At 58.5% G+C, this 24,065-nt stretch carries 20 protein-coding genes; 2 read left to right on the top strand and 18 right to left on the bottom strand.

All coding sequences use genetic code 11. From position 1 onward, the window contains the following. Positions 1 to 15: 15 nt before the first annotated feature. The 3 genes from VNZ60_RS02850 to VNZ60_RS02840 all read right to left on the bottom strand — a co-directional run bounded on the left by VNZ60_RS02850 (position 16) and on the right by VNZ60_RS02840 (position 1,728). A complete protein-coding gene (locus VNZ60_RS02850; protein WP_325656911.1) occupies positions 16 to 309 on the bottom strand; it encodes a hypothetical protein in 294 nt (97 codons plus the stop codon). Positions 310 to 496: 187 nt separating this feature from the next. Then, on the bottom strand, positions 497 to 727 hold the full coding sequence (locus VNZ60_RS02845) for a hypothetical protein (protein WP_325656910.1): 231 nt from the start codon (positions 725 to 727) through the stop codon (positions 497 to 499). A 233-nt stretch (positions 728 to 960) separates the two neighbouring features. Next, positions 961 to 1,728 (bottom strand): alpha/beta fold hydrolase, encoded by a 768-nt coding sequence (locus VNZ60_RS02840; RefSeq protein WP_325656909.1) that lies wholly within the window; start codon positions 1,726 to 1,728, stop codon positions 961 to 963. A 434-nt stretch (positions 1,729 to 2,162) separates the two neighbouring features. Between VNZ60_RS02840 and VNZ60_RS02835 the strand changes: the two genes are divergently transcribed. Continuing rightward, entirely contained in the window at positions 2,163 to 2,519 is a 357-nt protein-coding gene (locus tag VNZ60_RS02835) for a hypothetical protein (RefSeq protein WP_325656908.1), read from the top strand. Positions 2,520 to 2,553: 34 nt separating this feature from the next. Here VNZ60_RS02835 and VNZ60_RS02830 read toward each other — a convergent pair whose 3' ends face one another. From VNZ60_RS02830 to VNZ60_RS02775, 12 genes are all read right to left on the bottom strand, one after another. Continuing rightward, positions 2,554 to 3,216: an energy transducer TonB gene (locus VNZ60_RS02830; protein ID WP_325656907.1), complete on the bottom strand. Its 663-nt coding sequence runs from the start codon at positions 3,214 to 3,216 to the stop codon at positions 2,554 to 2,556. 182 nt (positions 3,217 to 3,398) lie between these two features. Next, on the bottom strand, positions 3,399 to 3,728 hold the full coding sequence (locus tag VNZ60_RS02825; RefSeq protein WP_325656906.1) for a DHCW motif cupin fold protein: 330 nt from the start codon (positions 3,726 to 3,728) through the stop codon (positions 3,399 to 3,401). Between the two features lie 40 nt (positions 3,729 to 3,768). Then, positions 3,769 to 4,770, bottom strand: coding sequence for an XdhC family protein (locus tag VNZ60_RS02820; RefSeq protein WP_325656905.1), 1,002 nt, complete (start codon positions 4,768 to 4,770; stop codon positions 3,769 to 3,771). A gap of 108 nt (positions 4,771 to 4,878) precedes the next feature. Next, positions 4,879 to 6,156, bottom strand: a complete 1,278-nt coding sequence (locus VNZ60_RS02815; protein WP_325656904.1) for a c-type cytochrome — start codon at positions 6,154 to 6,156, stop codon at positions 4,879 to 4,881. Next, a complete protein-coding gene (locus VNZ60_RS02810; protein WP_325656903.1) occupies positions 6,156 to 6,707 on the bottom strand; it encodes a (2Fe-2S)-binding protein in 552 nt (183 codons plus the stop codon). Before VNZ60_RS02810 ends, VNZ60_RS02815 begins: the two co-directional genes overlap by 1 nt. After that, the gene (locus tag VNZ60_RS02805) at positions 6,704 to 9,532 is read right to left on the bottom strand and encodes a xanthine dehydrogenase family protein molybdopterin-binding subunit (RefSeq protein ID WP_325656902.1); all 2,829 of its coding nucleotides are present in this window, start codon (positions 9,530 to 9,532) and stop codon (positions 6,704 to 6,706) included. Before VNZ60_RS02805 ends, VNZ60_RS02810 begins: the two co-directional genes overlap by 4 nt. 262 nt (positions 9,533 to 9,794) lie before the next feature. Further along, entirely contained in the window at positions 9,795 to 10,646 is an 852-nt protein-coding gene (locus VNZ60_RS02800; protein ID WP_325656901.1) for an ABC transporter permease, read from the bottom strand. A gap of 288 nt (positions 10,647 to 10,934) precedes the next feature. Further along, complete coding sequence (locus VNZ60_RS02795; protein WP_325656900.1) at positions 10,935 to 11,744, bottom strand: ABC transporter ATP-binding protein; 810 nt, start codon at positions 11,742 to 11,744, stop codon at positions 10,935 to 10,937. A gap of 141 nt (positions 11,745 to 11,885) precedes the next feature. Beyond that, positions 11,886 to 12,923, bottom strand: coding sequence for an ABC transporter substrate-binding protein (locus tag VNZ60_RS02790; protein WP_325656899.1), 1,038 nt, complete (start codon positions 12,921 to 12,923; stop codon positions 11,886 to 11,888). A gap of 178 nt (positions 12,924 to 13,101) precedes the next feature. Continuing rightward, entirely contained in the window at positions 13,102 to 13,698 is a 597-nt protein-coding gene (recR, locus tag VNZ60_RS02785; RefSeq protein WP_325656898.1) for a recombination mediator RecR, read from the bottom strand. 55 nt (positions 13,699 to 13,753) lie between these two features. Next, a complete protein-coding gene (locus tag VNZ60_RS02780; RefSeq protein ID WP_014006791.1) occupies positions 13,754 to 14,074 on the bottom strand; it encodes a YbaB/EbfC family nucleoid-associated protein in 321 nt (106 codons plus the stop codon). A gap of 111 nt (positions 14,075 to 14,185) precedes the next feature. After that, positions 14,186 to 16,288: a DNA polymerase III subunit gamma/tau gene (locus VNZ60_RS02775; protein WP_325656897.1), complete on the bottom strand. Its 2,103-nt coding sequence runs from the start codon at positions 16,286 to 16,288 to the stop codon at positions 14,186 to 14,188. A gap of 278 nt (positions 16,289 to 16,566) precedes the next feature. Between VNZ60_RS02775 and VNZ60_RS02770 the strand changes: the two genes are divergently transcribed. Beyond that, positions 16,567 to 18,213, top strand: coding sequence for an isovaleryl-CoA dehydrogenase (locus tag VNZ60_RS02770; RefSeq protein ID WP_325656896.1), 1,647 nt, complete (start codon positions 16,567 to 16,569; stop codon positions 18,211 to 18,213). Positions 18,214 to 18,327: 114 nt separating this feature from the next. Here the strand turns inward: VNZ60_RS02770 and VNZ60_RS02765 are convergent, their stop codons facing one another. The 3 genes from VNZ60_RS02765 to VNZ60_RS02755 form a co-directional block, all read right to left on the bottom strand. Then, positions 18,328 to 20,754 carry a penicillin-binding protein 1A gene (locus VNZ60_RS02765; protein ID WP_325656895.1) on the bottom strand — a complete coding sequence of 809 codons (2,427 nt, stop codon included), beginning with the start codon at positions 20,752 to 20,754 and terminating at the stop codon, positions 18,328 to 18,330. 127 nt (positions 20,755 to 20,881) lie between these two features. After that, positions 20,882 to 21,685: an alpha/beta hydrolase gene (locus tag VNZ60_RS02760; protein WP_325656894.1), complete on the bottom strand. Its 804-nt coding sequence runs from the start codon at positions 21,683 to 21,685 to the stop codon at positions 20,882 to 20,884. Positions 21,686 to 21,873: 188 nt separating this feature from the next. After that, entirely contained in the window at positions 21,874 to 23,955 is a 2,082-nt protein-coding gene (locus VNZ60_RS02755) for a TonB-dependent receptor domain-containing protein (protein WP_325656893.1), read from the bottom strand. Positions 23,956 to 24,065: the final 110 nt, after the last annotated feature.

The following is a 24,065-nucleotide window of genomic DNA, read 5'->3' as shown; positions in this document are numbered from 1 at the left end:
GATTAACGAGGTGTTTTAAAGATTGAGAAAGTAAACTGGTGCAAGTGCTAAGAACGCGGCGCCTGCTTGCAGCGCCAGCACCAGTAACGCGTACCTGGGAGTCTGCGGCAGCCGCCTGATCGCGAAAAATGCCACGATCGGTAGCTGTGCCACCATGAGTAGCTGAAAGATATGGGCCGCAGCCCCCTCATCGGCCTCACGGACAGCGCCGGACATGACGACGTGACCAAGCACGACAGTGAGGGCAAGGAACGACATTGCCACCGGAAGAAAGGCGCTCGGCTGCTTAATGATGGTTGGAAAATTCATTAGATAAGTGCCCCTTTCGGATAACTCGATTTTCGCCGATTCCCAAAAAAAACAAAGCTTTTTTGCCCAAATCCGGAAGTCTCATTCTAATGGTACTCACGCGCACCGAAGGCCCATTATCGAGGAGCGAGAGCATTGCAGCGGCGCACGGCCGTAGAGATGCAAAGTGGAGGAATTAAACCCGGTGTCAAACCACCTTGTCAGTAATGCGAACGTGAGCATCGGTGATGTGGAAGCCATGCTTCTCGATGTCGTCCAGACACTCTCCCGAGTCAACGCCCGGAGTAGGTTTGTCTCGGCTCAGTTCTACCGGCTTAAATAAAACCCAGGGAGCGAACTGCGCAGACAGATTCGCCCCCGTCGCGTCTGCCGTAAAACCGAACACCCGACCGGGTCCCCGAAAAATATAGACAAGCATTGCATTCACTCCTGTGATGGAAAATCCCTTTGTCCGCTTTGGCATGGTGGTGGCTTCGGATCAATCCATGACGAAGGAAACACGGGCAGCCCACGTCGATGGGACAAAACCGCATAACGCTTCTTTTAGCGCCAACTGCTTTGACCACTCGATAGTAATCTGCGTTTTTCTCTCTGGCAACTAAGTTAATCCAGACATAATAATCTGGAACCAGTTAAATCGTCCTCAAAATCTTAACGACCCATGGAAGAGCCCTGTTCATAATTGGATAGCTGTCTCAATTCCTCGACGACCGTTGACCAAGCCTTACTAATCGGATCGATAAGTGCGAAATGCCCGATGTCTTTCAGTCGAACCAGGCGGGTCTTTGGATGGATGGCCAGGTAAGACTCTGAAATGACGAGCGGGACGGTAGCATCTTCTTCCCCATGTACGATAGTGACGGGCACCGCAGGTGAGTCCAGTTGGCATGAGTCGATATCGGAACGATCTATCGGCGCCGCGCCAAGAAAATCCACTACTGCGCCACTGCCGAGGTTTTGCTCGTGTGCGAGCCGGAGGTCCGCTATGGGTGCAAGCGCCAGTATCCCGTACAGACCAGGTCCTGTGTACGCTGCCGCAGCCCACAGAGCTAGATAACCTCCTGCGGAATTGCCGATCAAGATGATGCGGCCGTTGTGTTGCATCACCGCCGACGCGAGATCCTCGATAACGGTGGCAATATCATGCAGTGTTGAGTCGGGATCGCCCGGGATTCTCCGGTACTCCGCCGTGGCAACCGTCCAGCCCTCGGAAGCAAGCGCTGCTGCCATGGATGCGCTCTCTGCACGATCATACTTCGGTCGCCAGAACCCTCCATGCAGCAGCACCAGGAGAGGCCGGTGCGCAGCGCGGTGGCCGCCGAAGCGAATATCGACGACCTGATCACTTTCAGCACCGTATGCGAGAACCTGATCTGGTGAGGTTGCAGGCCGCGTCAGAATTGATAGATCTTCAGTCAAGGTGGTGCCTCTGCATGGTGGGTCACACAACGATGTGTCGGCGACGGGCGTTAGAAAGAATTGTCGTATGTTGCCATAAGGGGAAGTGGCATGACAACACGTAATTTGCCACCGCAGATAGCACAGGCTCCCATCACAGACATCACCGGAATCGTCCACTGAACGTCCTGTTTTTAGGCACTGTTTATAAGTCGCGTTCGCAATTTTACGACATCTTTATATACGTTCAACTAGACTGAATTCATCAGAGAAATCAATGAAGGCCGTGCCATATCATGCGTTGCGCTGGTGCACGTGGCGTGACGTCGGCGGCATGAAGTCAAAGATGACCGTGCGCGGCACAGACAACGTTCAATCGGAACCGGCGGATCCGGACTCGTGTTCCCGCACGCACTATCGAGACATCATTCATTGAGATCCAAAAGGAGAATGTCATGCGCATGGAAAAATGGGAAAACTTCTTCAGAATGCATCTGCCCTTCGTCAGCGCAACCGGGCCTGTCAAGACCGCAGTAGAGGCGCGCTTGCCTTACCGGGTGGTGACGCTATGCAGCATCGGCGACGCGGCACTGGTGGAGCAATTAATACGACAGCAGCTGCGCAATGCCCATGTAATCCAGTACCATCGCAGCAAGCCGATCGGCAAAGGCAATCTGACCAACATCACGATAGAAATACTGTGCTCGATCAGCGAGCGCGCCGACCTCGTGCAACTGGTCTCCCGGCTGGGGTTGGAAAAAAATGTGCGCAGCGTGCGCTGGGAGAGCATCCCGAACAAGTTGCTGGCATAGCGGCGGCTTCCTGCTTTGCGATGCCCATGTTCACTCACTCCAACTTCCACACATACTGCAGTCGCGTCGCGGACTGCACCGGCTGCCCATCCGCCATGGCCGGCGTAAAGTGACAAAGACTCCAAGCCTTCAGCGTCGCTCTATCCAGCTCTTTAAAGCCGCTGCTCTTTTCAATCACCGCATCCACCACCCTGCCGTCGGTGCCGATGATCAGCTTGACGTCCACGGTGCCCTGCTCCTCGTTGCGTAAAGAATTTCTCGGGTATTCCGGCTTTTCACAATTCCCGGCGACTCTCGCGCTGGTATGTGCCGGCGGTCCAGGCGCTTGCGTGGCGGCAGGCGACGGTTGCGCTACGGAGGTGGGCAGATCATTGGTCGGCGGCTTGACATTGCTGACGGCGGCAATCGTGTTTTCCTGCGGCTGCGGCTGCACCTTGACCTCTGGCGGCGGTACGTAAGGCGGTGGCGGTGCGGCTGTTTTCGGGGTTGGCGGCGCCGGTTTTTCTGGTGCGGGCGGCGGTGGCGGCGGAGGTATTTCGGCGACGATCGTGGCGATCACCGGCTCTTGAATGACATCAACGACTTTACGGGCCAAGCCAGTCACCAGTGCATACACGACCACCATATGCAAAAAGATTACCGCGCCGACACCGACCAGTTTCCTGCCGGGCCGGCTGCCATCCACTGTGAAATCCATTGAAGGACTCCGGTCTGTCAGACTGATTTCCCGCAATCCTGTTAGCGGCGGATCAACCACGTTTTAGCCGCCGGCATTCTGCGCCGACACGCCAATTTCTTATCGGATTGCTCACTTTCATACTAGCAGCTTAGCTGCAACAGTAAAGGCGCCCGACAAGAAATTGTTGCCGGATTGGACGCTCAGTCCACCACAAACAGTTTGGCGCCGGCCTCAGTAAAAGAGCGGTGCGGCTCGGCGCCGTCTGCAACCTGATAACTCATTCCAGCCTTCAACAGGAATTTACGGCCATCTTCGAGTTCGGTGTGCAATTCACCTTCAAGACAAAACAGGATATGCCCTTTGCTGCACCAGTGATCGGCCAGGTAACCCGGCGTGTATTCGACCATGCGCACGCGAATGCCGCCGAAATGGCGGCTGCGCCAATAGGCCATCCCTGTTTCGCCTTTGTGTTCGGTACGCTCAACCGCTTCCCAGTCGGTAGTGCCGAACGGGATATCCGCCATCTTCATGTTTTTCCTTTTATTTGTGCTTGGTTATTTATGCTGCAGTTCAAGGCCGCTCGACTAGCCGCAGATCATCGGTAGCGATGGCGCAGGCAGAGGGTGCTACCGTCACCCGCCCGCGATTACGCAGCATCACCAGTTCGGCCAGCACCGATACTGCAATCTCGGCCGGTGAGCGACTCAGGATAGACAAACCGATGGGCGCATGCAAGCCTTGGATTTGCGCGGGAGTCAGGTCCAGCATCAGCAGCCTTTCCTTGCGCGCCTCGCTGCTGGCCATCGAGCCGATGGCGCCGACATAAAAAGCATCGGTCTTGAGCGCCTCCATCAACGCCATGTCATCGATTTTCGGATCATGGCTGAGGGTGACGATCACTGTGCGGCGATCCGGCTTGAAGGCCAGCACCGCATCGTCCGGCATGCCGTCCAGCCAGGTGACGTCGCCGGCTTGCCAGTTGCGGCGCTGCTCTTCGCGCGGATCGTTGAGGTAGACCGAGAAATCCAGCGCCGGCGCCATCTGCGCCAGATATTCCGAAACCTGGCCGGCGCCAATGATCAGCAAGCGCCAGCGCGGGCCGAATACCTGCAGCAATTCCTGCTCATCGAAATGCAGGGCGAAATCGGCGTCGGTAGCTTCGATCCTGGCCTCGCCGCTGCGCATGTTCAGGCGCCGTTGTACCAGCTTGCGGCCGGCGACGGCGTCCAGCAGCGGCGTCAGCGCGGCGGCGTCATGCAAGGGTTCAATCACCAGTTCCAGCGTGCCGCCACAGGGCAAGCCGAAACGCTGCATCTGTTCGGCGCTGATACCGTAACGCACCAGCTCGATCCGCTCGGGAAAGGCGACGGCAAAGCGCTGCATCAAGTCATCCTCGATACAGCCGCCCGAGACCGAGCCGGTAAATGCGCCATCGTCAGTAATCGCAAACAGCGAACCAAGCGGGCGCGGGGCCGAACCCCAGTTGCGCACCACTGTAACCAGGGCCACCCGCCGCCCTTGCTGCAACCAGCTGACGGCGCTTTTTAGTACTTGATAATCGACTGCATTCATGACTTGTTTGATCCCCACCCGATCCATTTTTGGATTTTTATCAGTGTAATGAAAAACAGGATCAGCCGCTGACACGGCCGATCCTGTTCTGAAACCGCCTGGCGCAAGTTAATGCGCCGTTGTCAGCCGCAAGGCTTTGATCCGCTCTGGCGTGATATCGGCAGCTTGACCGCCCCAGGCGGCGCGCAGGAAATTGGACAGCTGCGCCAGTTCCTTGTCGCTCAGTTGACCGCTGAACCCTTGCATATCCTGCAGGCTTTCGGTGCCGGGGAATTTCTGCGCTTCAATCCCGTCCAGCATGGTCACGATCAGGTTATGCGGATCGGCGTTGCGCACCGTCGAATTGCCTTTCATTGCCACCGCCACATGCGGCTTGCCCTCGCCCTGGAAACCATGGCAACCGGCGCAGACTGCCGTGTACAGACGCTTGCCGGCGTCCAGCTCGGTGGCGTCGGCGCTGATGGCCTTGACTGGTTGCGGCGGCAACGGCTGGTCGCCCAACAGATAGGTGGTGACTGCGTTCAGATCGTCCTTGCTCAGGTATTGCGTGCTCAGATGCACCACCGGGAACATCTCGCCATAGGCCGATCCCTGGGGCGCGATGCCGGTAGCGAAGAAGGTCTGCAAATCCGCCGCAGTCCAGCCGACCGCAGCCAGACCGGCAGGCGTGATATTCGGCGCGGCAACCCGCCCGAGCGCGGCGCCGGCCAGCGGTTTGGACAAATCGAGTTGCCCGAAAACACCGCGTGGTGAATGGCATTCGGCGCAGTGGCCGAGCGCATTGGCCAGATACTGGCCGCGCAGCCAGCCGGCGGACTGACCGGCAGAAGCATCGCTCAGCGAATTCTTCAGGAACGGTACATTCCAGAACATCATGCCGAAGCGCATGTTGTACGGAAATTTCAAATCCGCTTCCTTGCTGGCAACCGCGACCGGCTTCTGCGCCATCAGGTAGGCGTAGATGGCGTCGCTGTCGGCGCGTGTCATCGAGCGATACGAGGTGTACGGCATGGCTGGGTACAAATGCTTGTCCGGCGTCACGCCGTCATGCAGCGCTTTGTAGAATTGATCCGCACTCCACTTGCCGATGCCGTGTTGTTTGTCCGGCGTGATGTTGGAGCCATAGAACTTGCCGAACGGCGAAGCCAGTTCGACCCCGCCGGCAAACGCAGCGCCGCTGGCGGTCGTATGGCAGGCGGCGCAATCGGCGGCCTTGGTCAGGTAACGGCCAAGGGCCAGCTGATCGGCGCTACCCGGCTTGGGCGTGCTTTGGCTGCTGGCTTGCGCGGCTTGGCTGCTGTCATCGCAAGCGCTCAGCAAAGCCGCCGCCAGCAGCGGCGCAGCCACGATGCACAATGCCTGGCGGAGATATCGGCGCTTAGTCATCACTTGGCGTCCTTTACCAGTCCCGGCGTCGCCAGCGCGACTTCCTTGACCGCCTCGAAGTAGCGTACATAACCGGTGCAACGGCAGATGTGATCGTTCAGTCCATTGGTGATGGTTTGATCGAGCTGGTCCTTGCTGACCGGCTGCCGTTTCAATTTCTCTAGCAACACCGTCGCCGCATTGACGAAACCCGGCGTGCAATAGCCGCACTGGAAACTGTAGTGTTCCAGGAATTTCTGCTGGATCGGCGACAACGCCACTACCTCGCCCTGCGCATTGCGCTGGGCGTGGCCTTCCACCGTGCGCACTTTCTTGCCTTCGAAAAAATGCGCGCCGGTGATGCAGGAGCGCACTTCTTCGCTAGTGCCGTCCGGTTTGTCGAGAATTACCACGCAGGCGCGGCAAACGCCCTGGCCGCAACCCAGGCGGGAGCCGGTCAGGTCCAGGTATTCATGCAGGAAATCGATCATCATGATGCCTTCCGGCACCGGCACCGGGCCGACCGGCTTGCCGTTGATATGCATGGTGATGGGGTGGATAGTCATGCTCATGCCAGAGCCTCCTGAATATTTTGTTGGGTCACCGGCAGATCGGTGAAACGATGGCCGATGGCGTGGGCGATGCCGTTGACGATGGCGCCGACCACCGGGATCATCACCACTTCGGCGATCCCTTTGGGCGGATCGGTCTCGGTCAGCGGCGGCAGCACCTCGCCGGTCTGGCTCCAGACCGCGACATCCTTGGCGCGCGGCAGCTGGTAGCGGTTGAAGTTCCAACTGCCGTTGCCGGGCCCGTCTTCATAGAGCGGCAGAAATTCATGCAAGGCGTGGCCGATACCCATCGCCAGGCCGCCTTGCAGCTGGCTGGAAACCAGTTGCGGCGATAGCTGATTGCCGCATTCCACGATCGAATGATGGCTCAGCAACTCAACCTTACCGCTGGCTTCATGCACCGCCAGTTCGACCAGCGTGCCGACCGCGCTGTAGTAAGTCACGGCAGCGTTGTTGCGCTGGGTCGGCGGGATGAATACCTTCTTGCGGTTGAGCACTTCGTAACCGCCGGCGGTGCTCATTTTGGCCTTGCGCGTCTGGTCCGCGCCTGCGCCATATTGCAGCGACAAGCCATCTAGCGGCACCCTGACCAGATTGCCGAGAATCTCGAATTCGGCTTCGGTCCATTGCCAGCGATTGAAGACGTGCACGGTGGCGCCGGTGACCAGTCCCAGCTCATGGGCTTTCTTCACCAGTTGCTCGTAGGGCAACGCTTGCAGGCCGGCGGCGGACAACTTGCCGTCGATCCAGCGTGCATCCTCTACCCGCACCACCAGCGGCGCGGCCTGGCCGCCGCCTATGCCCTGGCTCCAGATTGCCATCGCCGCCGGCCACAGGCCGTGCATGAAGACAATCCGCGCCGCTTCACGCGTGCTGTGGCTAAAGTAAAAAGCAGAATTGGTAGCGCTGGATGGCGAGAAATATCCCGGCGACCAGCGCGGATTGGCAGCCAGCTTGTCTTGCTCGGCCTGGCTCATGATGTAAGGATCGCCGCTGGTGATCACCGGCAGATCGGCCCAGTCGGTGACGGAGGTGCGCACTTCATGCGCCGGCTTGCCCAGCCATTTGGCGCAGGCGATGGCCTGCGAGGTCGACATGCCGGTGCCGATTTCGGCGCCGCTGTGCGACAGATGGATCTGGCCGTCGGCGCTGATTTCGACTTTGGCAAACGAGGCCTCGGCGCCGGTGCCGAAATCCTTCTGCACGCAGGCAAAGCCGACGCCATAGCGATAGCCGGGATGACCGATTTCGTACTCGGCTTTTTTCTTGGCGCGATTGATCCACAGAGGATGGTTCTTGGCTTTCTGCAACACTTCATCGACCCGGATCGCCCCGGCCGGAATCGCGCCCTGGGTATTTTTCATGCCGGAGCGCAGCGCATTCTTGAGGCGGAAATCGATGGCGTCGAGGCCGAGTTTTTCAGCCATTTCGTCGATCATCATTTCGGTCGCCGCCATGCTTTGCAGCGTGCCGTAGCCGCGCGCGGAACCGGCGTCAATCGCCCGACTGGCGATGGCGACAGCGGCCAGATCGTTTTTCGGGAAATAGTAAATCGATTGCGCTGCGGTTGCGCCCACCATCGCCACCGATGGCGAGAAATTGGCGCGGCCGCCGCCGTTGGCTTCGAACTCGCCCTTGAACGATTGCAGCAGACCGGTCTTGCGGTCGACCGCGATGCGGTAATGCATCTTGAAGGCGTGGCGCTTGATCGAGGTCTGGAATTGTTCGTAACGATCATTGGCCAGGCGCACCGGCTTGCCGTCGGCGTAAAGCGAGGTCAGCAGGCCGTAGAACGGGAAATTGTAGTGATCCTTGGAGCCGTAACCTACGGTATAGCAAGGATGCAGGAACAGTTGCTTGAGCGGGAACTTGCCCTTCTTCAGCATCTCGATGGCGCTCTCCACCACTTCGCCCGGCGACTGCGTCGGCACCACCATGTGCAGCGCCTGGCTGCTGCTGTCGTACCAGCAATTGGCGTTATCCGGCTCCAGCGCGGCGGTATCGATCGACTGCGTATTGTAGTTGCGTTCCATGACCAGCCAGTCGGCCGGCGGGTGATCCAGCTGTTCCTGGATCTGCGCCGCATAAAACATACCTTGCTCGCCCAGCTTGCCGTGTTCCTGGCCGTCCGGCCATACCGGCTGGTGCTTGCGCATCATGCTTGGGAACACCGGCGCATTCTTCAGGCTGGAGAAAACATCGTCGTCGAAGGAGGTGGCGCCGCCCACCCGCACGAAGCGGAAAGTGCCCCAGGGATCGCGCTCCAGCGGCCCGCTGACGGGGCCGTACTGGATCACTTCATCCTTGAATTGCAGCTTGTCTTTGGCAAAACGGAAGCGGGCGAAATCGTTATAGATCAGGATCGCTACCGCATGCCCCAGATAGGCAGCGGTCTTGCCGGCCGGCAGCAGCATGTCTTCGCCGTAAAATGCCGGGAAAGCCAGGCCGTCGCGCGCCAGATCGGCGGCAGTGACCACCCGGTCCGGTTTCAATTCGTCGCCGAGCAGGCTGAGGTCGAAGCCGAGGAAGTTGCGGTCGGCCTTGGTGGCTCGCAATATAAAGGCGTGCGCCTGCTGATTCGGCCAGTGCGGCATGTCACGAGCGCGGACGTCGCGTGCGAACACTTTTGCACCGGTCACCTTGGCAATGCCATCGATACGGAATTTGACCTGACCGTTGCTGCTGTCCCACTGGATAGGCGTCAGGATTTTTTCTTCAAACAGAGCGGCAAATGCTTTGCCGCCCATGGGCGCCACGTAAACCGCGACTCCAGCCACCACGCTGGCCTTCAAAAAACTGCGACGCGAAAGGTCGAGTTTTGTCATGTATTTCTCCTCAAAAACCAAGGAGCATCCCAACCGTCGTCGCTAGCGGTTGTTGCAGATGCTCATCGGATCCATCAAAAGCCCCTGCCGGGCATTCATCTGGGGGTCGGGATTGTAAGCTGTTACAGAATAAACAACATCACGGAAATGACATGGTGGGAATAATAAATTTAATAAGTCTGGCGCTTGCGTTCTTTGACAATTTGCTCCTTGAATGAATAAAAAGCAATCTCAAGGGATAGCAGCCGGCTCACCAGCCGACTCACAACCGCTCGGTCTCGCCGCTCTTCGGCTGCCACTTCATCAGGCGTTTTTCGATCATCCCCACTACCGTATCGAGCACCAGCGCAAACGCCGTCAGCACCAGAATCCCGGCGAACACGGTGTTGATGTCGAAGCTGCCTTCGGCTTGCAGGATCAGGTAACCGACGCCACGTGCCGAACCGAGGTATTCACCGACGATGACGCCGACGAAGGCCAGCCCGACCGAAGTATGCAAGCTGGAAAACACCCAGGAAGTGGCCGACGGCAGGTACACCGTGCGCAACAGCTGGCGCTGGTTGGCGCCCAACATGCGGGCGTTGGCCAGCACCACCGGACTGACTTCTTTCACGCCTTGATAGACGTTGAAGAACACGATGAAAAATACCAGCGTCACCGCCAGCGCCACCTTGGACCAGATGCCGAGCCCGAACCACATCGCAAAAATCGGCGCCAGGATCACTCGCGGCATGGCGTTCGAAGCCTTGATGTAGGGGTCCAGGATAGCCGAGGTCAGAGGCGACAAGGCCAGCCACAAACCGACGCCCAGGCCGAGCACCGTGCCGATGCCGAACGCCAGCATGGTTTCGGTCAGGGTCACCAGCAGGTGCGAATAAATCTCCGCCGGGAACGTCAGGGTGAACCAGGTATGGTCACCGAAGCCGACTTCCACCGCGCCGCTACCGACCGTAAACCATTGCCAGATCCGTTGCAGCACCTTGATCGGCTCGCCGAAGAAAAATGCGGTTTGCGGATTGCGCGTGGCCAGGTGCCAGATGGCGAAAAATATCAGCAGCACCAATACTTGATAGACGCGCAGATTCTTATAATTCGGCTTGATGACTTTCCACATGATCCTGTTTTATCCCTGTATTTTTCTGATGCCCGGTTTGCGCTTAACAAACGCAGCTAACTGGGGTCAGAGTGAACTTTCTGCGCGCTTTTTGCAGAAACTTCACTCTGACCCCACTTAGCGGGCTACGGAGTAGCTGCCTCATCGTTAAAAAGAACAAAACCACCCAGTGCGCCCTGTCTTTCTCCGAATCCGTCATGTGGGGTCAGAGTCAAGTTTCGCGATGAAACACTGCGAAAGTTGACTCTGACCCCAGATGACTAAGAGCGGCTGCCCACTGGCCGCCAATTAAGCAATTTTCTTTTGCTGCTGATAACCCTTCAGCACCTCATCGCGCAACACGCTCCAGATCTGCTGGTGCAATTCGACGAAGCGCGGCTCGTTGCGGATTTCCGCCACATCGCGCGGCCGCGGCAGGTCGATCACGAACTCACCGATCGGATGCGTGCCCGGCCCGGCCGACAGCACCACTACCCGGTCCGACATGGCGATCGCTTCGTCCAGATCGTGGGTAATGAACAGCACCGCCTTGCGCTTGGCGCTCCATAGCTCCAGCACCTCGTTTTCCATCAGTTGCCGGGTCTGGATATCCAATGCCGAAAACGGTTCATCCATCAGGATGATGTCGGGATCGAGAATCAAGGTCTGCGCCAGCGCCACGCGCTTGCGCATGCCGCCTGACAATTGATGCGGGTAACGATCGCCAAACCCTTGCAGGCCGACGCGCGCCAGCCATTCTTCGCCCAGCTGGCGCGCACGGGTTTCATCGGTCTCCCGATACTGCAAGCCGGCGATGACGTTTTGCAGCGCGCTGCGCCACGGCATCAGGGCTTCGGCCTGGAACATATAACCGGCGCGCCGATTGATGCCGAGCAGCGGCTCGCCAAATACCTTGACGCTGCCGGACGAGGGCTGCAGCAAACCCGCGCCTACATTCAGCAGGGTCGATTTGCCGCAGCCGGTGGGGCCGACCACGGAGACGAATTCGCCCGGCGCTATCGACAAGCTGGTGTCAGCCACTGCGGTGTAGCGCTGGGAACGGTCGTCTTTGGAGATGAAGGTACAACTGACGTTGTCGAGATGGAGAGCAGGAGTCATGGGAGTTGGAGTGGCTTGTTGCTGCTGCCGGGGTCGGGCCGCGGCCCGTCTGAATATGCGGGGACAGAGTATCCGGTCTTGATGACTGTCTTTACCCTGCCCCGTATTTTTCTCGGATTTTCCTCGTATTTTGCTCGTATATTATTTGTACTTCGCGTTGGCCTTCTTTACAAACTCATTGGTATAAGTTTGCGACAGATCGATATTCTTGCCGGCCAGCTCGGGATCGAATGCTTCCAATGTGCGCAGCGCGACTTTCGGACCAGCCTCAGGGATGGTGCCATCCGGCGACAACGCCTCGCGCACTTTATTGAAAGCTTCGAGATACAAGGCGCGGTCGCCTAGCTGATAGCTTTCCGGCACCACTTTGGCGATGTCCGACGGGCCGGCTTTCTGCAGCCATTTCAGCGCGCGCACCATGGCGTTGGTCAAGGCCTGGGTGGTATTCGGATATTTCTTGATGAAATCGGCGGAGGCGTACAGGGTCGCGGCCGGCATCGGGCCGCCGAATACGGCATTGGTGTCTTTCAATGTGCGCGTATCGGAGATGATCCTGATCTCGTTATTCTGCTGCATCATGGTGATCAGCGGATCGAGATTGACGATCACATCGATAGAACCGGAGCGCAGCGCCGACAACGCACCGGCCGAAGCGCCGACGCCGATGTACGACACATCGGTCGGCTTCAAACCGCCCTTGGCCAATACAAAATTGGCCATCATGCTGGTCGACGAACCCGGTGCGGTGACACCGATCTTCTTGCCTTTCAGATCGGCAATCGACTTGTAGTTAGGCATGGTCTTGTTGGATACGCCCATGACGATTTGCGGCGCCCGGCCTTGCAGCACAAACGCGGTGATGTGCTGATTCTTGGCCTGCATGCTAATGGTGTGCTCGAAGGCGCCGGAAACCACGTCAGCGCTGCCGCCGACCAACGCCTGCAACGCTTTGGCGCCGCCGGCGAAATCGGAAATCGTCACATCCAGGCCTTCATCCTTGAAATAACCGAGCTGCTCGGCAATCGTCAACGGCAGGTAATAAAACAGGTTCTTGCCACCCACCGCGATCGCCACTTTGGTCTTCTCTGGGGTCTGGGCAAACAACTTGCCGTTGAATGTCAGATAACCGGCCAGGAACAAACACAGGGCGATGCCAAACTGCTTCCAGCTGAACTTCATATTGTCTCCTCGTATATCCAGGGTTATTTCACTACTGTTGTTGTCAGCAATGCTTCTTTTTCTCTGCCATCTTGATGTGGCTGTTTGGAAACTGGGTTACTTACGGGTTCTATGATAATGCCGCCCGCATGAAAATTAACAGCTGGTAACTATTATATTTGTGGCATGGGTCATCTCGTCAGGTCGAACGTCGATCCAGCATCGCCCTTGCAATAGTGCCGGCGTCGACGTATTCCAGCTCGCCACCCACCGGCACGCCTCGCGCCAGGCGGCTCACTTGCAGGCCGCGGGCTTTCATGGTTTCGCTGATGTAGTGGGCGGTGGCTTCGCCTTCGTTGGTGAAATTGGTCGCCAGCACGACTTCCGTCACCACGCCATCGGTGGCGCGGCTGATCAGTTTGTCCAGCTGGATGTCTTTCGGGCCGATGCCGTCCAGCGGCGACAAACGCCCCATCAGGACAAAATACAAGCCCTTGAAAGTCAGGGTCTGCTCGATCATCAATTGGTCGGTGGGGGTTTCCACCACGCACAGCAAGCTCGGATCGCGCTCCGGATCGAGGCAGGTTTCGCATACCTCGTTCTCGGTGAAGGTATTGCACAGCGCGCAATGGCGGATCTGCTCGACCGCCTGGGTTAACGCCCGTCCCAGCAAGGCCGCACCGTCGCGGTCATGCTGCAGCAAGTGATAAGCCATGCGCTGTGCCGATTTGGGACCGACACCGGGCAGATGGCGCAAGGCTTCGGTGAGTAAGGTAAGACTGGAAGGAGTTTTCACGTCATGCCTTGAATCATGCTGCTATCGAAAATGCTGCAGTCGAAAATGCGGTTGATCAGAATGGCAGTTTGAAGCCGGCCGGCATGCCGGCAGTCAGGCCCGACATTTTTTCTGCCGACAGTGCTTCAGCTTTACGCACTGCATCGTTGAAGGCGGCAGCCACCAGATCTTCCAGCATGTCCTTGTCGTCAGCCAGCAAGGAAGCATCGATAGCGACCCGTTTGACGGCGTTTTTACAAGTCATCACGACCTTCACCAGGCCAGCGCCGGATTCGCCTTCGACTTCGATCAAGGCCAGTTGGTCTTGCATCTTTTTCATGTTGTCCTGCATAGCCTGGGCTTGTTTCATCAGCCCTGCCAGTTGGCCCTTCATCATGGTGCTTCTCCTATAAAAACAAGATAATTTATCTGGTGTTTCAAATGGCAGACAACGCTACTCTGATCCGCCTTGCTGCTTGCTGCGTTTTTTGCTACATTTTTTGCTACATCAGCCCAATGGTTTGATAGACCCCGGCACAATCGAAGCGCCGAACTCGCGCATCATGCTCTGAATAAAGGGATCGTTTTGCGCGGTCTGTTCGGCTAGGCGCTGGCGTTCTGCCTGCGCCGCCAGCATCTGCGCATTGGCCGTATGGCGGACCGGACCGAGTTCGGTTTCGACCTTGACCGGACGGCCGAAATGCTCGCTCAGCGCAGCCTCCAACTTATCAACACTGCCGGCCGAACGCAAGGTATCGAAAGGAATCCGCAGATGGAACTGCGCCGCTGCGCCGCTGCTGTCGGATTTGATCAGCTCGCTCTGCTGCGCCAGCTGATGCGCCACGCCGCGCACCGCCAGAGTGGACGCCAGCAACGGCCAGTTGCCGTCCCAGTTCAGATTCGGATCGGGCTGCAAGACCAGCGGCGGCAGCGGCTCTGGCGCAACTGCCGGCTGCGGCGCTACGGCTTCGGGGCGCACAGCCTGACGGCTGTTGTTGGCGGCAGGCGAGCGCTGCGGTGCAGATTGTGAATACGATTCAGTTTTTTTTTCAGCCGCCGAACTGGAAAATTCGGTATCCGGTAAATCCGTCGGCAGCGGAATCTCCTCTTCCCACGGCGGCACGGAAGAATTTTGCGGCGCTTGCTGTACATAAGCCGGCGCCGCAGGTTTGACTTCCACCGCGACTGCCTGAGTGGCTGGTGCTACCGGCGCCTGGCTGGGCTGCGGCCGCGCTGCCGCGCCACCCTTGCGGGAAGATGCGGCGCGCGCCGCTTCCAGCGCAGCTCTGGCCGGGCTCATGCCGCTGTTAGCGGGCGGCGCTACCGGCGCGCTGGTGCTGACCGGCGGCGGTGCACTGCTTAAACGCGCCGCAGCCGGCGCTGCTGCAGCCGGTGCTTGCGACGCGGCCGGACGAGGTGCCGGAGCCGACTGCGCTACCGCTGCCACCGGTCCAGCGCTAAGCTGAGGCCGCTGCCGGCTGACTGGCGGCGGCGTCACCGTGCTACCGTCGGCTTGCGGCCGGAACGCCAGCATGCGCAACAGGGTCATCGAGAAGCCGGCATATTCATCCGGCGCCAATCCCAATTCATTACGGCCGTGCACGGCGATCTGGTAAAACAGTTGTACTTCTTCGGCATCGAACAAGCCAGCCAGCCGGATCACGTCTTCGCGTTCCGGCAAATCGTCGGCCAGCGCCGCCGGCACGCTTTGCGCCAGCGCGACCCGGTGCAGCAAAGTGCCCAGGTCTTGCAGTGCAGCGCTATAGGACAGGCTGCGGCTAGCCATGTCGTCGGCCACCGCCAGCAAACCGGGACCATCTTTCAAGGCCAGCGCATCCAGCACGCGGATCAGGTAAGACTGGTCGAGCGCACCCAGCATGCCTTGTACCGCTTCCAAGGTGACTTTGCCGGCGGCGTAGGCAATCGCCTGATCGGTCAGCGACAGCGCATCGCGCATCGAACCGTGGGCGCCTTGCGCCAGCAAGCGTAAAGCCGGTGTTTCGAATTCGATCTGTTCCTGGCCCAGGATATTATCCAGATGGCTGATGATATGGCCGGGCGGCATCTGCTTCAGGTTGAACTGCAGGCAACGCGACAGCACCGTTACCGGGATTTTTTGCGGATCGGTGGTCGCCAGGATGAACTTGACATGTTCCGGCGGTTCTTCCAGCGTCTTCAGCATCGAGTTGAAGGCGTGGTTGGTCAGCATGTGCACTTCGTCGATCATGTAGACCTTGAAGCGTGCGTTCGACGGTGCATACACAGCTTGTTCCAGCAACTGCGCCATTTCATCGACGCCGCGATTCGAGGCCGCGTCCATCTCGATATAATCGACAAAACGCCCGGCGTCGATCGCCACGCAGGCTTCGCAGACGCCGCAGGGTGCTGCGGTAATGCCGCCGTTGCCGTCGACGCCGATGCAATTCAGCGATTTCGCCAGAATCCGCGACAAGGTGGTCTTGCCGACGCCGCGGGTGCCGGTGAACAGATAGGCGTGGTGCAAGCGCTGTTGCTCCAAGGCGTGCGTCAAGGCCCGTACGACGTGTTCCTGGCCGACCAGCGTATCGAAACTTCTGGGGCGATATTTACGGGCGAGAACTTGGTAGGACATAGGCGACGAATATGGGCTGCGGGTTGTTAAATACAAGCAGCATTTTACCTGACAGAAGAAGTTAACACGGTTTTAAAAAATTAAAGCGGGTTGGCTGCGCTCAGCGGCTGATTCAGCTTTGCCAGCTCGCGGCAATCCAACTCCGATTCAGGAACGAAGGGATTGAGTATAGTCTCTAAACAATTGCAAGACAGCAGCACCCGGAGCACCGGCGCAAGAGGTAAAGTCAGGAGATAAAGTCAAGCGATCCAGCCCAACAATAATCCAGGAGATCAATCATGCAAGGGCAAACCCATGAAGTGACCAATCAGGTGACTGAACTGTATGGCAACAATCTGTTCCTTGACGATGCCATCCTGCAAGCCGGGGTGCAGCGCTTGCAAGGGCAATGGCATGCCGACCAGCTGGCGCGCTACGGCGCTGAACTGGGCCGTAAGGAAACCTGGCAACTGGCTGAGCTGGCGAACCGCCATCCGCCCGAACTGAACACCTTCGATCGTCTCGGCAATCGTATCGACGTAGTCGATTTTCATCCCGCCTGGCATGCTTTGCTCGGCATGCTGCGGCGCGAAGGCCTGCACGCCCTGCCCTGGATCAAGCCGCACAGCGGCAGCCATGTGGCGCGCGCCGCCGGTTATTTCCTGCACGCCCAGGTCGAAGCCGGATCGCTCTGCCCGACCACCATGACCTTTGCCTCGATCCCGGTATTGCAGCAGGAACCGGCGCTGTTTGCCGCCTTGCAGGCCAAACTCTTGTCATGCGAGCATGACAGCCGCGATCTGCCGCTGGAACACAAGCACTCGATCCTGATCGGCATGGGCATGACGGAAAAACAAGGCGGCTCGGATGTGCGCAGCAATACTACGACGGCGACACCGCTGGAAGGCGGCGGCGGCCGTGGCGCCGGTTACCTGCTGACTGGTCATAAATGGTTTTTCTCGGCGCCGATGTGCGACGCCCACATGGTGCTGGCGCGCACCGAGATGGGCTTGAGCTGCTTCTTCGTACCGCGCTGGCAGCCGGACGGCAGTAAGAATCCGATACAGATACAGCGCTTGAAAGACAAGCTCGGCAACCGTTCCAACTCCAGCAGCGAAGTGGAGTTCCGCGACGCCTTCGGCATCATGGTTGGCGATGAAGGCCGCGGCATCCCGACGATTATCGAAATGGCCAACCACACCCGCCTCGATTGTGTCATCGGCGCCGCCGGCCTGATGCGCCAGGCACTGGTGCAAGCGCTGCACCACGCGCGCCACCGCAGCGCTTTCGGCCGTCACCTGGCAGAGCAGCCGCTGATGCAAAACGTGCTATCCGACCTGGCCCTGGAAAGCGAAGCAGCGACACTGCTGATGCTGCAACTGGCGAGCGCTTTCGACCAGCCCGACGATCCGCTGCAACGCGCCTGGCGCCGCATCGTCACACCCGCCGCCAAATTCTGGATTTGCAAGCGAGCGCTGGAATTCACCGGCGAATGCATGGAAGTCTGGGGCGGCAACGGCTATGTCGAAAGCGCTCCGATGGCGCGCTTTTACCGCGAAGCGCCGGTCAATTCGATCTGGGAAGGCTCCGGCAATGTGATGTGCCTGGATGTGCTGCGCGCAATTGAGCGCGAGCCAGCCAGCTTCGGCGCGCTGCTGGCGCAGTTGGGCGAGAGCGCCGGCGGCCACCCTGGCCTGCGCACCATGCTGGACGATTTAATGAAGGATCTGGCGGCTCCGGCCGAACAGCGCGAGATGCTGGGACGGCGTTTTGTACAGCGCCTGGTGCTGACGATTCAGGGCGCATTGATGTTGCAGCACGCGCCGACGGCCATCGCCGACGCCTTCATCGCCAGCCGCAGCGAGGCGATGGGTGGCAGAGTCTATGGAACCTTGGCGGCAGCGCATCTGCAGCAGCAGATTTTGCAGCGTACCTGGGCGCAGTAGGCCATGCTTCGCTACTTATTTCGCTACTTATTTCGCTAACTTATCGGCCTCAAAAAGAAAAACCGGCAATACCCTGAAGGAGTATTGCCGGCCAGCCTGCAAGCTGCTGCCGATTCAATGACCGCCAAACAACTTGAGAATATTCTGCTTCTCATCCTCTTGCGGGCTGGTTTCCGGTGTCGGTACAGGCATACCGTCCGGACCGATTTCGACAGGAGCGCCGTTACCTGCGCCCAATCCCAGCGAAGCGATGAAGCCATTGCCCGGCGTCATATTATCGAAGTAAAACTCATTGTTGATGGTGGTGACGCCATCCGGCATCGGCATTTGATATTGCGGCACGCCACGCAAGGCGCGCCCCATGTATTCGACCCAGATCGGCAACGCCAGTTGCGCACCGAACTCGCGGCTGCCCAGGCTCTTCGGCTGGTCGTAACCCATCCAGGCCACCGCCACCAGGCTGTTCTGATAACCGGCGAACCAGCCGTCAAAGGCGTCGTTGGTGGTGCCGGTCTTGCCGGCCAGGTCGGTCCGGTGCAATACATTGGTGCCGGCGCCGGTGCCGCGTTGCGCCACCGATTGCAGCAAGCTGGTCATGATGAAGCTGTTACGCGCATCCAGTACCCGCGTCGCATTCTGGCCGGCGATCTGCGGCTCGACCTTGGTCAGTACCGCGCGGCGTGAATCGGTCACTTGCGCAATCAGGTAGGGATTGACGCGATAACCGCCATTCGCCAGCACCGCATAGGCGCCGGCCAGTTGCAGCGGTGTGACCTGCCCTGCGCCCAAAGCCAGAGGCAGATACGGCGGGGTTTTGTCGACATCGAAACCGAAATGGCTGGTGACGAATTCCTGAGCGTATTTGACGCCGATCGCATCCAGCAAACGGATCGATATCAGATTCTTCGAGCGCTGCAAACCGGTGCGCAAGGGCATCGGGCCGTCGGGCTGATCGTCATCCTTCGGTTCCCAATTGCCCTGGCCGGGTGCGCCGGGGTAGGACACCGGGGCGTCGTTGACGATGGAAGCCGGTCCGAAACCTTTTTCCAGCGCCGCCGAATAAATGAAGGGCTTGAACGCCGAACCAGGCTGACGCCAGGCTTGGGTTACATGGTTGAATTTATTCTGGTTGAAATCAAAACCGCCTATCAAGGAACGGATGGCGCCGGTCTGCGGCGTCAGCGACACCATGGTGGCTTCGACTTGCGGCAGCTGGGTGATTTGCCAGCCTTTGGCGGTATTGATGACGCGTATCACCGAGCCTCTTTGAATCCGCAGATTCTTGCCGGCTTTCGAGCTCAGGGCTGAGGCCGCAAGGCGCAAGCCCTCGCCGCTGATGGTGACTGCGCTATCGTTGCGCAGCATCACTTGCACCTGCTTGGAGTCCGCGCTCAGTACCACGGCCGGTAAGATGTCGTCATTGTCCGGCTTATCCGCCAAGGCGTCTTCGATGGCTTGATCGCGCTCGTCGCCAGCGGCTGGCAATTCGATAGTCGCCTCCGGCCCGCGATAACCGTGGCGCCGGTCGTAATCCATCACACCCTTGCGGACTGCATCATACGCCGCCTGCTGGTCGGCGGCATTCAGCGTGGTGGTAACGCTCAAGCCGCGAGTATAGGTATCTTCCTTGAATTGCGCGTACAGCATCTGCCGCACCATTTCGATGGCGTACTCGGCGTGCACGCTGTAGTTATTACCCTTGGTCTTGACTTGAATATCTTCGGCCATGGCGTGATCGTATTGTTCCTGGCTGATGAACTTCAGATCGAGCATGCGTTTGAGGATATATTCCTGGCGGATTCTTGCGCGCTTTGGATTGACCACAGGGTTGTAGGCCGAAGGCGCTTTCGGCAAGCCGGCCAGCATCGCGGCTTGCGCCAACGTGATGTCCTTCAGGTCCTTGCCGAAATAGGTACGCGCGGCGGCGGCGAAACCAAACGAGCGCTGCCCCAGGTAAATCTGATTCATGTAGACCTCAAGAATCTGATCCTTGCTCAGCGCTGTCTCGATCTTATAGGCCAGCAGGATTTCATAGATCTTGCGGGTATAGGTTTTTTCGCTAGACAGGAAAACGTTACGGGCAACCTGCATGGTGATGGTGCTGGCCCCTTGCGAGGCGCCGCCATGCATGAGGTCGGTCAAGCCGGCACGCAAAATGCCGATGACATCAATGCCGCCATGCTGATAGAAACGCGCGTCTTCAATCGCCAGCACCGCATTCTTCATATCCGCCGGGATGTCGTCCAGCTTGACCAGGCTGCGCCGTTCCTCGCCAAACTCACCGATCAGGACATGGTCGGCGGTGTAAATGCGCAAAGGCACTTTGGGACGGTAGTCGGTAATCGCATCCAGGGGCGGCAGTTGCGGCGTCATGACTACCAGCGCGTATGTCAGCAACAAGCCGCCGATGACCAGGCCGGCCAGCAGCAGGCCACCAATGGTGAGCAACAGCGCGTGCGCTACGCCGCCCTTGGCGTTTTTCCCTGCCTGGCCAGAGCGGGAGTTCTGTGTATCTTGCTTGGATTTATTTGTTGATGACATAACAATATTCGAAGGAAATAGCCCTGTATCCTACAACATGCTGATGACAGGACCTCGAATGGCTACGAATTGTTACGAAGAATCGGTTACGAATCGGATACTCAAATGTACACACGTGTCGACTTGATCAATCAGTGCGGGAGGCCAACAGGGATCGAATCATCTGGCGCGTGGTGGCCGCAGCGATTTCCGGCGACTCCATCGGGAACAAGTGGCCGCCAGGAATCTGCTTGAAATATTTCCCGACCAGGCGCCTGGTCGCATCCAGCCCGGCTTGCCGGCATTCAACCGAGTCGACGCCGCCGACAAATCCGATGGGCACCGGGAAACCGCGTTTCAACAAATCGCCCATATTGTGCGGCAGGGTCCGGTAAACCGCTGTTTCGATATCGCGCCGGAAGCGCAGGACCATATTGCCCTGATCCTCTTCCAATCCGTAAGTAATATAGTCGCGCAATACTTCGGGCGCCCAGTTGGCAAACACCTGCTTGCCGGCGAAGTGCTGATAGGCGGCTTCTGCGCTCGGCCACAGGTTGCGCCGCTTGGCCGAAAACCTGGCTTGCGATACCCGCTTGTCCAGCCCCAGGGCCTTGGCGCCGCGCAACAGGCTGGCGCGCCAGCCAACTACTACCGGCGTGTCCAGCATCACCACGCAACTGACCAGGTCCGGACGCTGCTGCGCCGCCAGCAAGGCCAGGCCGCCGCCCATGGAATGGCCGACCAGGATCACCGGCCGGTCGTAACGCGCCGCCAGTTCATCGATCAATTCCTGCACCAGCGCCGGCCAGCCGTCGGTTACAGGGTATTTGGGATTGTGGGCGTGGATGTCGAGCGAGCGCACGTCGTAGTCGTGCCCCAGGAACTCAAGGAACTGCCGATAAGTCCCTGCAGGGAAACTGTTACCGTGGATAAAGTGCAAAATCGGGCGCATGGCATCAATCATAAATAAGACAGCGAAGCTGTTTCAACGGGTCATATTTAAAACCGAAAGCAGCGATGTTCCAAAGGGAATTTTAGAGCCGCGGCTCAGAACGAATGCCAAGGGCCATGCCGGATGCGCTATTGCGCAGGTGCGGAGAACATCTGCGCAATAGCTTCAGCGGCAAATATCAAAAGCGATCAGAAGCGTGCATTCAAGCCCAGCCACAGGCGGCGGCCTTCATCCACCAGCCAATTGCCGTTGATGGTGGCGCGCGGCCGACGGTCGACATCGACCACCTTGTCGGTCAGATTCAGCAGCGCCGCGTTCAGCGTCAGCATTTTATTGATGGCGTAAGATCCGCCCAGATCGAAGGTGGTAGTAGCCGGACGGCTGCGCACGCCGGCGCCGCCGTTACGATATGCAGCCCAGAACTGTTCGCTGACATAGTTGGCCCTGGCAAACGCCGAGACACCGTCGCGCGGCAGCCAGTCGAGTTTGAGATTGGCTGCGTGTTTCGGGGTTTTATCCAGCGGCTGCCCTTTCAAAGAACTGCCGTTGAACGCGGTTTCGCCATCGCTCTCGCGCTTCGAATCGGTATAGGTATAGTTGCCGGACAGCTTGAAGAGATTCGACAGAGGCACCGTCGCGCCGAGTTCGACACCGCGGATATTTACCTTGGCGATGTTGTTGTAGGTATATAAGGGAAGGCCGGTCAGAGCATCATTCCTGCCGGCAAAATCGCTGACGATCTTGTCTTTGAAATCGTTATTGAACACCGTCACGCTGCCGCTCAAGCCATCCGGCCCGTCGTAGCGCAAGCCGATTTCCTGATTGATGCTGGTTTCGGCTTTCAGGTCCGGATTGCCGTATAACACGCCTGGCATCGAAGTCGGGCCGCCGCTGGACATCACGTAACCAGCCGAACTCTGGCGCAGATTAGGCGCGCGAAAGGCTTTGGCGACGCCACCGCGCAAGGTCAGCGTCGGCGCCAATTGATAGACGGCGTAGACCCGAGGGTTGAAGTGCTGGCCGTATTTGTCGTCGTGGTCCAGACGCAAACCGCCGGTCAACGATAATTTGCTGGTGACGAAATATTCGTCTTCGGCGAACAGCGCCCACGACTTGCGCGTGATCGATCCCGGATTCGTGTAGTTGAGCGTGGTCCTGCCGATCCTGGTCGGACTCTCTGCGGCAGTACCGTCCAATTGATTATGCGTGTACTGGCCGCCCATCTTAAGGATGTTGCTGGTGAACGGCAAAGTCACTTGCGCATCGAGGATGGTGTTTGTGATTTTAGGGCTGGCGGCAGCGGCTTCAGGACCAAGCGGGCCGTCGGTCTTGCCGTTGAATTCGCCGATTTCCTGGTACAGGGCGAGGTCGGTAGTGCCGAAATTCCAGCGCCCGGTATGCGATGCAGCCCAATGGGTGCGGGTATCTTCGGAGATGGTCTGGCTATCGTCCGGCGCCAGCGATTTGCCGGGCGTATAAGTCCGCTTCAACTCTTCATGGCCGGCCTCCAGCGTAATGTCTTGATTGCTGGCCGGCTTGATGCCCAGTTTGGCGGTGATCGAACGGGTGTCGGTCTGGCTGATGCCATCCACCACTTTGTCCTCTTCGCGGGTGTTCAGATTGCCATATATCTGTAAGCCGACTACATCGTCCTTGATCGGCCCGGCCAGATAGAAGTCGCCCTGATATTCGTTACCCAGATTGGAGCGTTGCTGGGTAGTGGTACTGACATTCAGCGCCCCGCCCCAGGTCTTGGGAACTTTGCGGGTAATGATATTAATCACGCCGCCGATCGCATCCGAGCCGTATAAGGAAGACATCGGACCCCGCACCACTTCTATTCTTTCGATCGCAGCCAGCGGCGGGATCAGGCTCGACTGGATGCCGCCGGTGCCGCGCGAGCTGGTTTCGCGCGTGCCCTGGCGCTTGCCGTCGACCAGGATCAAGGTGTATTCACCGGGCATGCCACGGATCGAAATATCTTTGGAATTATTGTCGCCGCCGACAATGCTGACGCCCTCCAGATGGCTGACCGCGTCTTGCAGATTATTGAAGGGCTGCTTTTCCAGCTGTTCCCGGGTAATCACGCTGATGGTGGCCGGCGCATCCTTGATTTGCTGTTCATAACCGCTGGCGGTGACCACCACCTCTTTCAAAGTGGTCTCAGCATACGCCGAGCCGGCGCTGACAGTGCCGACAAATACACCGCCGCACAAAGCCGGCAAGGCGCGCACACAATGCGCGGTAAAACCAAGCAACTTCAAAGTCATGACGGACAACTCCCTTATATTTTTAATGAGCGTTTAACTTGATAACGTCTTTATTAATGCCACTTCTATCGGCACTTCCATTGTTGATAATGATTTTCATTATCATTTAT

This window comes from Collimonas sp. (genome assembly GCF_035566375.1).
Taxonomy (GTDB): Bacteria; Pseudomonadota; Gammaproteobacteria; order Burkholderiales; family Burkholderiaceae_D; genus Collimonas.
The sequence above is the reverse complement of the archived record's forward strand: the minus strand, read 5'-3'. Positions and strand labels throughout refer to the sequence as shown.

Coding starts and splice junctions, on each gene's coding strand:
- VNZ60_RS02780 (WP_014006791.1), bottom strand. CDS start 14,074: ATGATGAAGGGCCAACTGGCAGGGCTGATGAAACAAGCCCAGGCTATG.
- VNZ60_RS02800 (WP_325656901.1), bottom strand. CDS start 10,646: ATGTGGAAAGTCATCAAGCCGAATTATAAGAATCTGCGCGTCTATCAA.
- VNZ60_RS02845 (WP_325656910.1), bottom strand. CDS start 727: ATGCTTGTCTATATTTTTCGGGGACCCGGTCGGGTGTTCGGTTTTACG.
- VNZ60_RS02760 (WP_325656894.1), bottom strand. CDS start 21,685: ATGCGCCCGATTTTGCACTTTATCCACGGTAACAGTTTCCCTGCAGGG.
- VNZ60_RS02810 (WP_325656903.1), bottom strand. CDS start 6,707: ATGAGCATGACTATCCACCCCATCACCATGCATATCAACGGCAAGCCG.
- VNZ60_RS02765 (WP_325656895.1), bottom strand. CDS start 20,754: ATGTCATCAACAAATAAATCCAAGCAAGATACACAGAACTCCCGCTCT.
- VNZ60_RS02815 (WP_325656904.1), bottom strand. CDS start 6,156: ATGACTAAGCGCCGATATCTCCGCCAGGCATTGTGCATCGTGGCTGCG.
- VNZ60_RS02830 (WP_325656907.1), bottom strand. CDS start 3,216: ATGGATTTCACAGTGGATGGCAGCCGGCCCGGCAGGAAACTGGTCGGT.
- VNZ60_RS02835 (WP_325656908.1), top strand. CDS start 2,163: ATGCGCATGGAAAAATGGGAAAACTTCTTCAGAATGCATCTGCCCTTC.
- VNZ60_RS02850 (WP_325656911.1), bottom strand. CDS start 309: ATGAATTTTCCAACCATCATTAAGCAGCCGAGCGCCTTTCTTCCGGTG.
- VNZ60_RS02775 (WP_325656897.1), bottom strand. CDS start 16,288: ATGTCCTACCAAGTTCTCGCCCGTAAATATCGCCCCAGAAGTTTCGAT.
- VNZ60_RS02770 (WP_325656896.1), top strand. CDS start 16,567: ATGCAAGGGCAAACCCATGAAGTGACCAATCAGGTGACTGAACTGTAT.
- VNZ60_RS02805 (WP_325656902.1), bottom strand. CDS start 9,532: ATGACAAAACTCGACCTTTCGCGTCGCAGTTTTTTGAAGGCCAGCGTG.
- VNZ60_RS02820 (WP_325656905.1), bottom strand. CDS start 4,770: ATGAATGCAGTCGATTATCAAGTACTAAAAAGCGCCGTCAGCTGGTTG.
- VNZ60_RS02755 (WP_325656893.1), bottom strand. CDS start 23,955: ATGACTTTGAAGTTGCTTGGTTTTACCGCGCATTGTGTGCGCGCCTTG.
- VNZ60_RS02790 (WP_325656899.1), bottom strand. CDS start 12,923: ATGAAGTTCAGCTGGAAGCAGTTTGGCATCGCCCTGTGTTTGTTCCTG.
- VNZ60_RS02795 (WP_325656900.1), bottom strand. CDS start 11,744: ATGACTCCTGCTCTCCATCTCGACAACGTCAGTTGTACCTTCATCTCC.
- VNZ60_RS02825 (WP_325656906.1), bottom strand. CDS start 3,728: ATGAAGATGGCGGATATCCCGTTCGGCACTACCGACTGGGAAGCGGTT.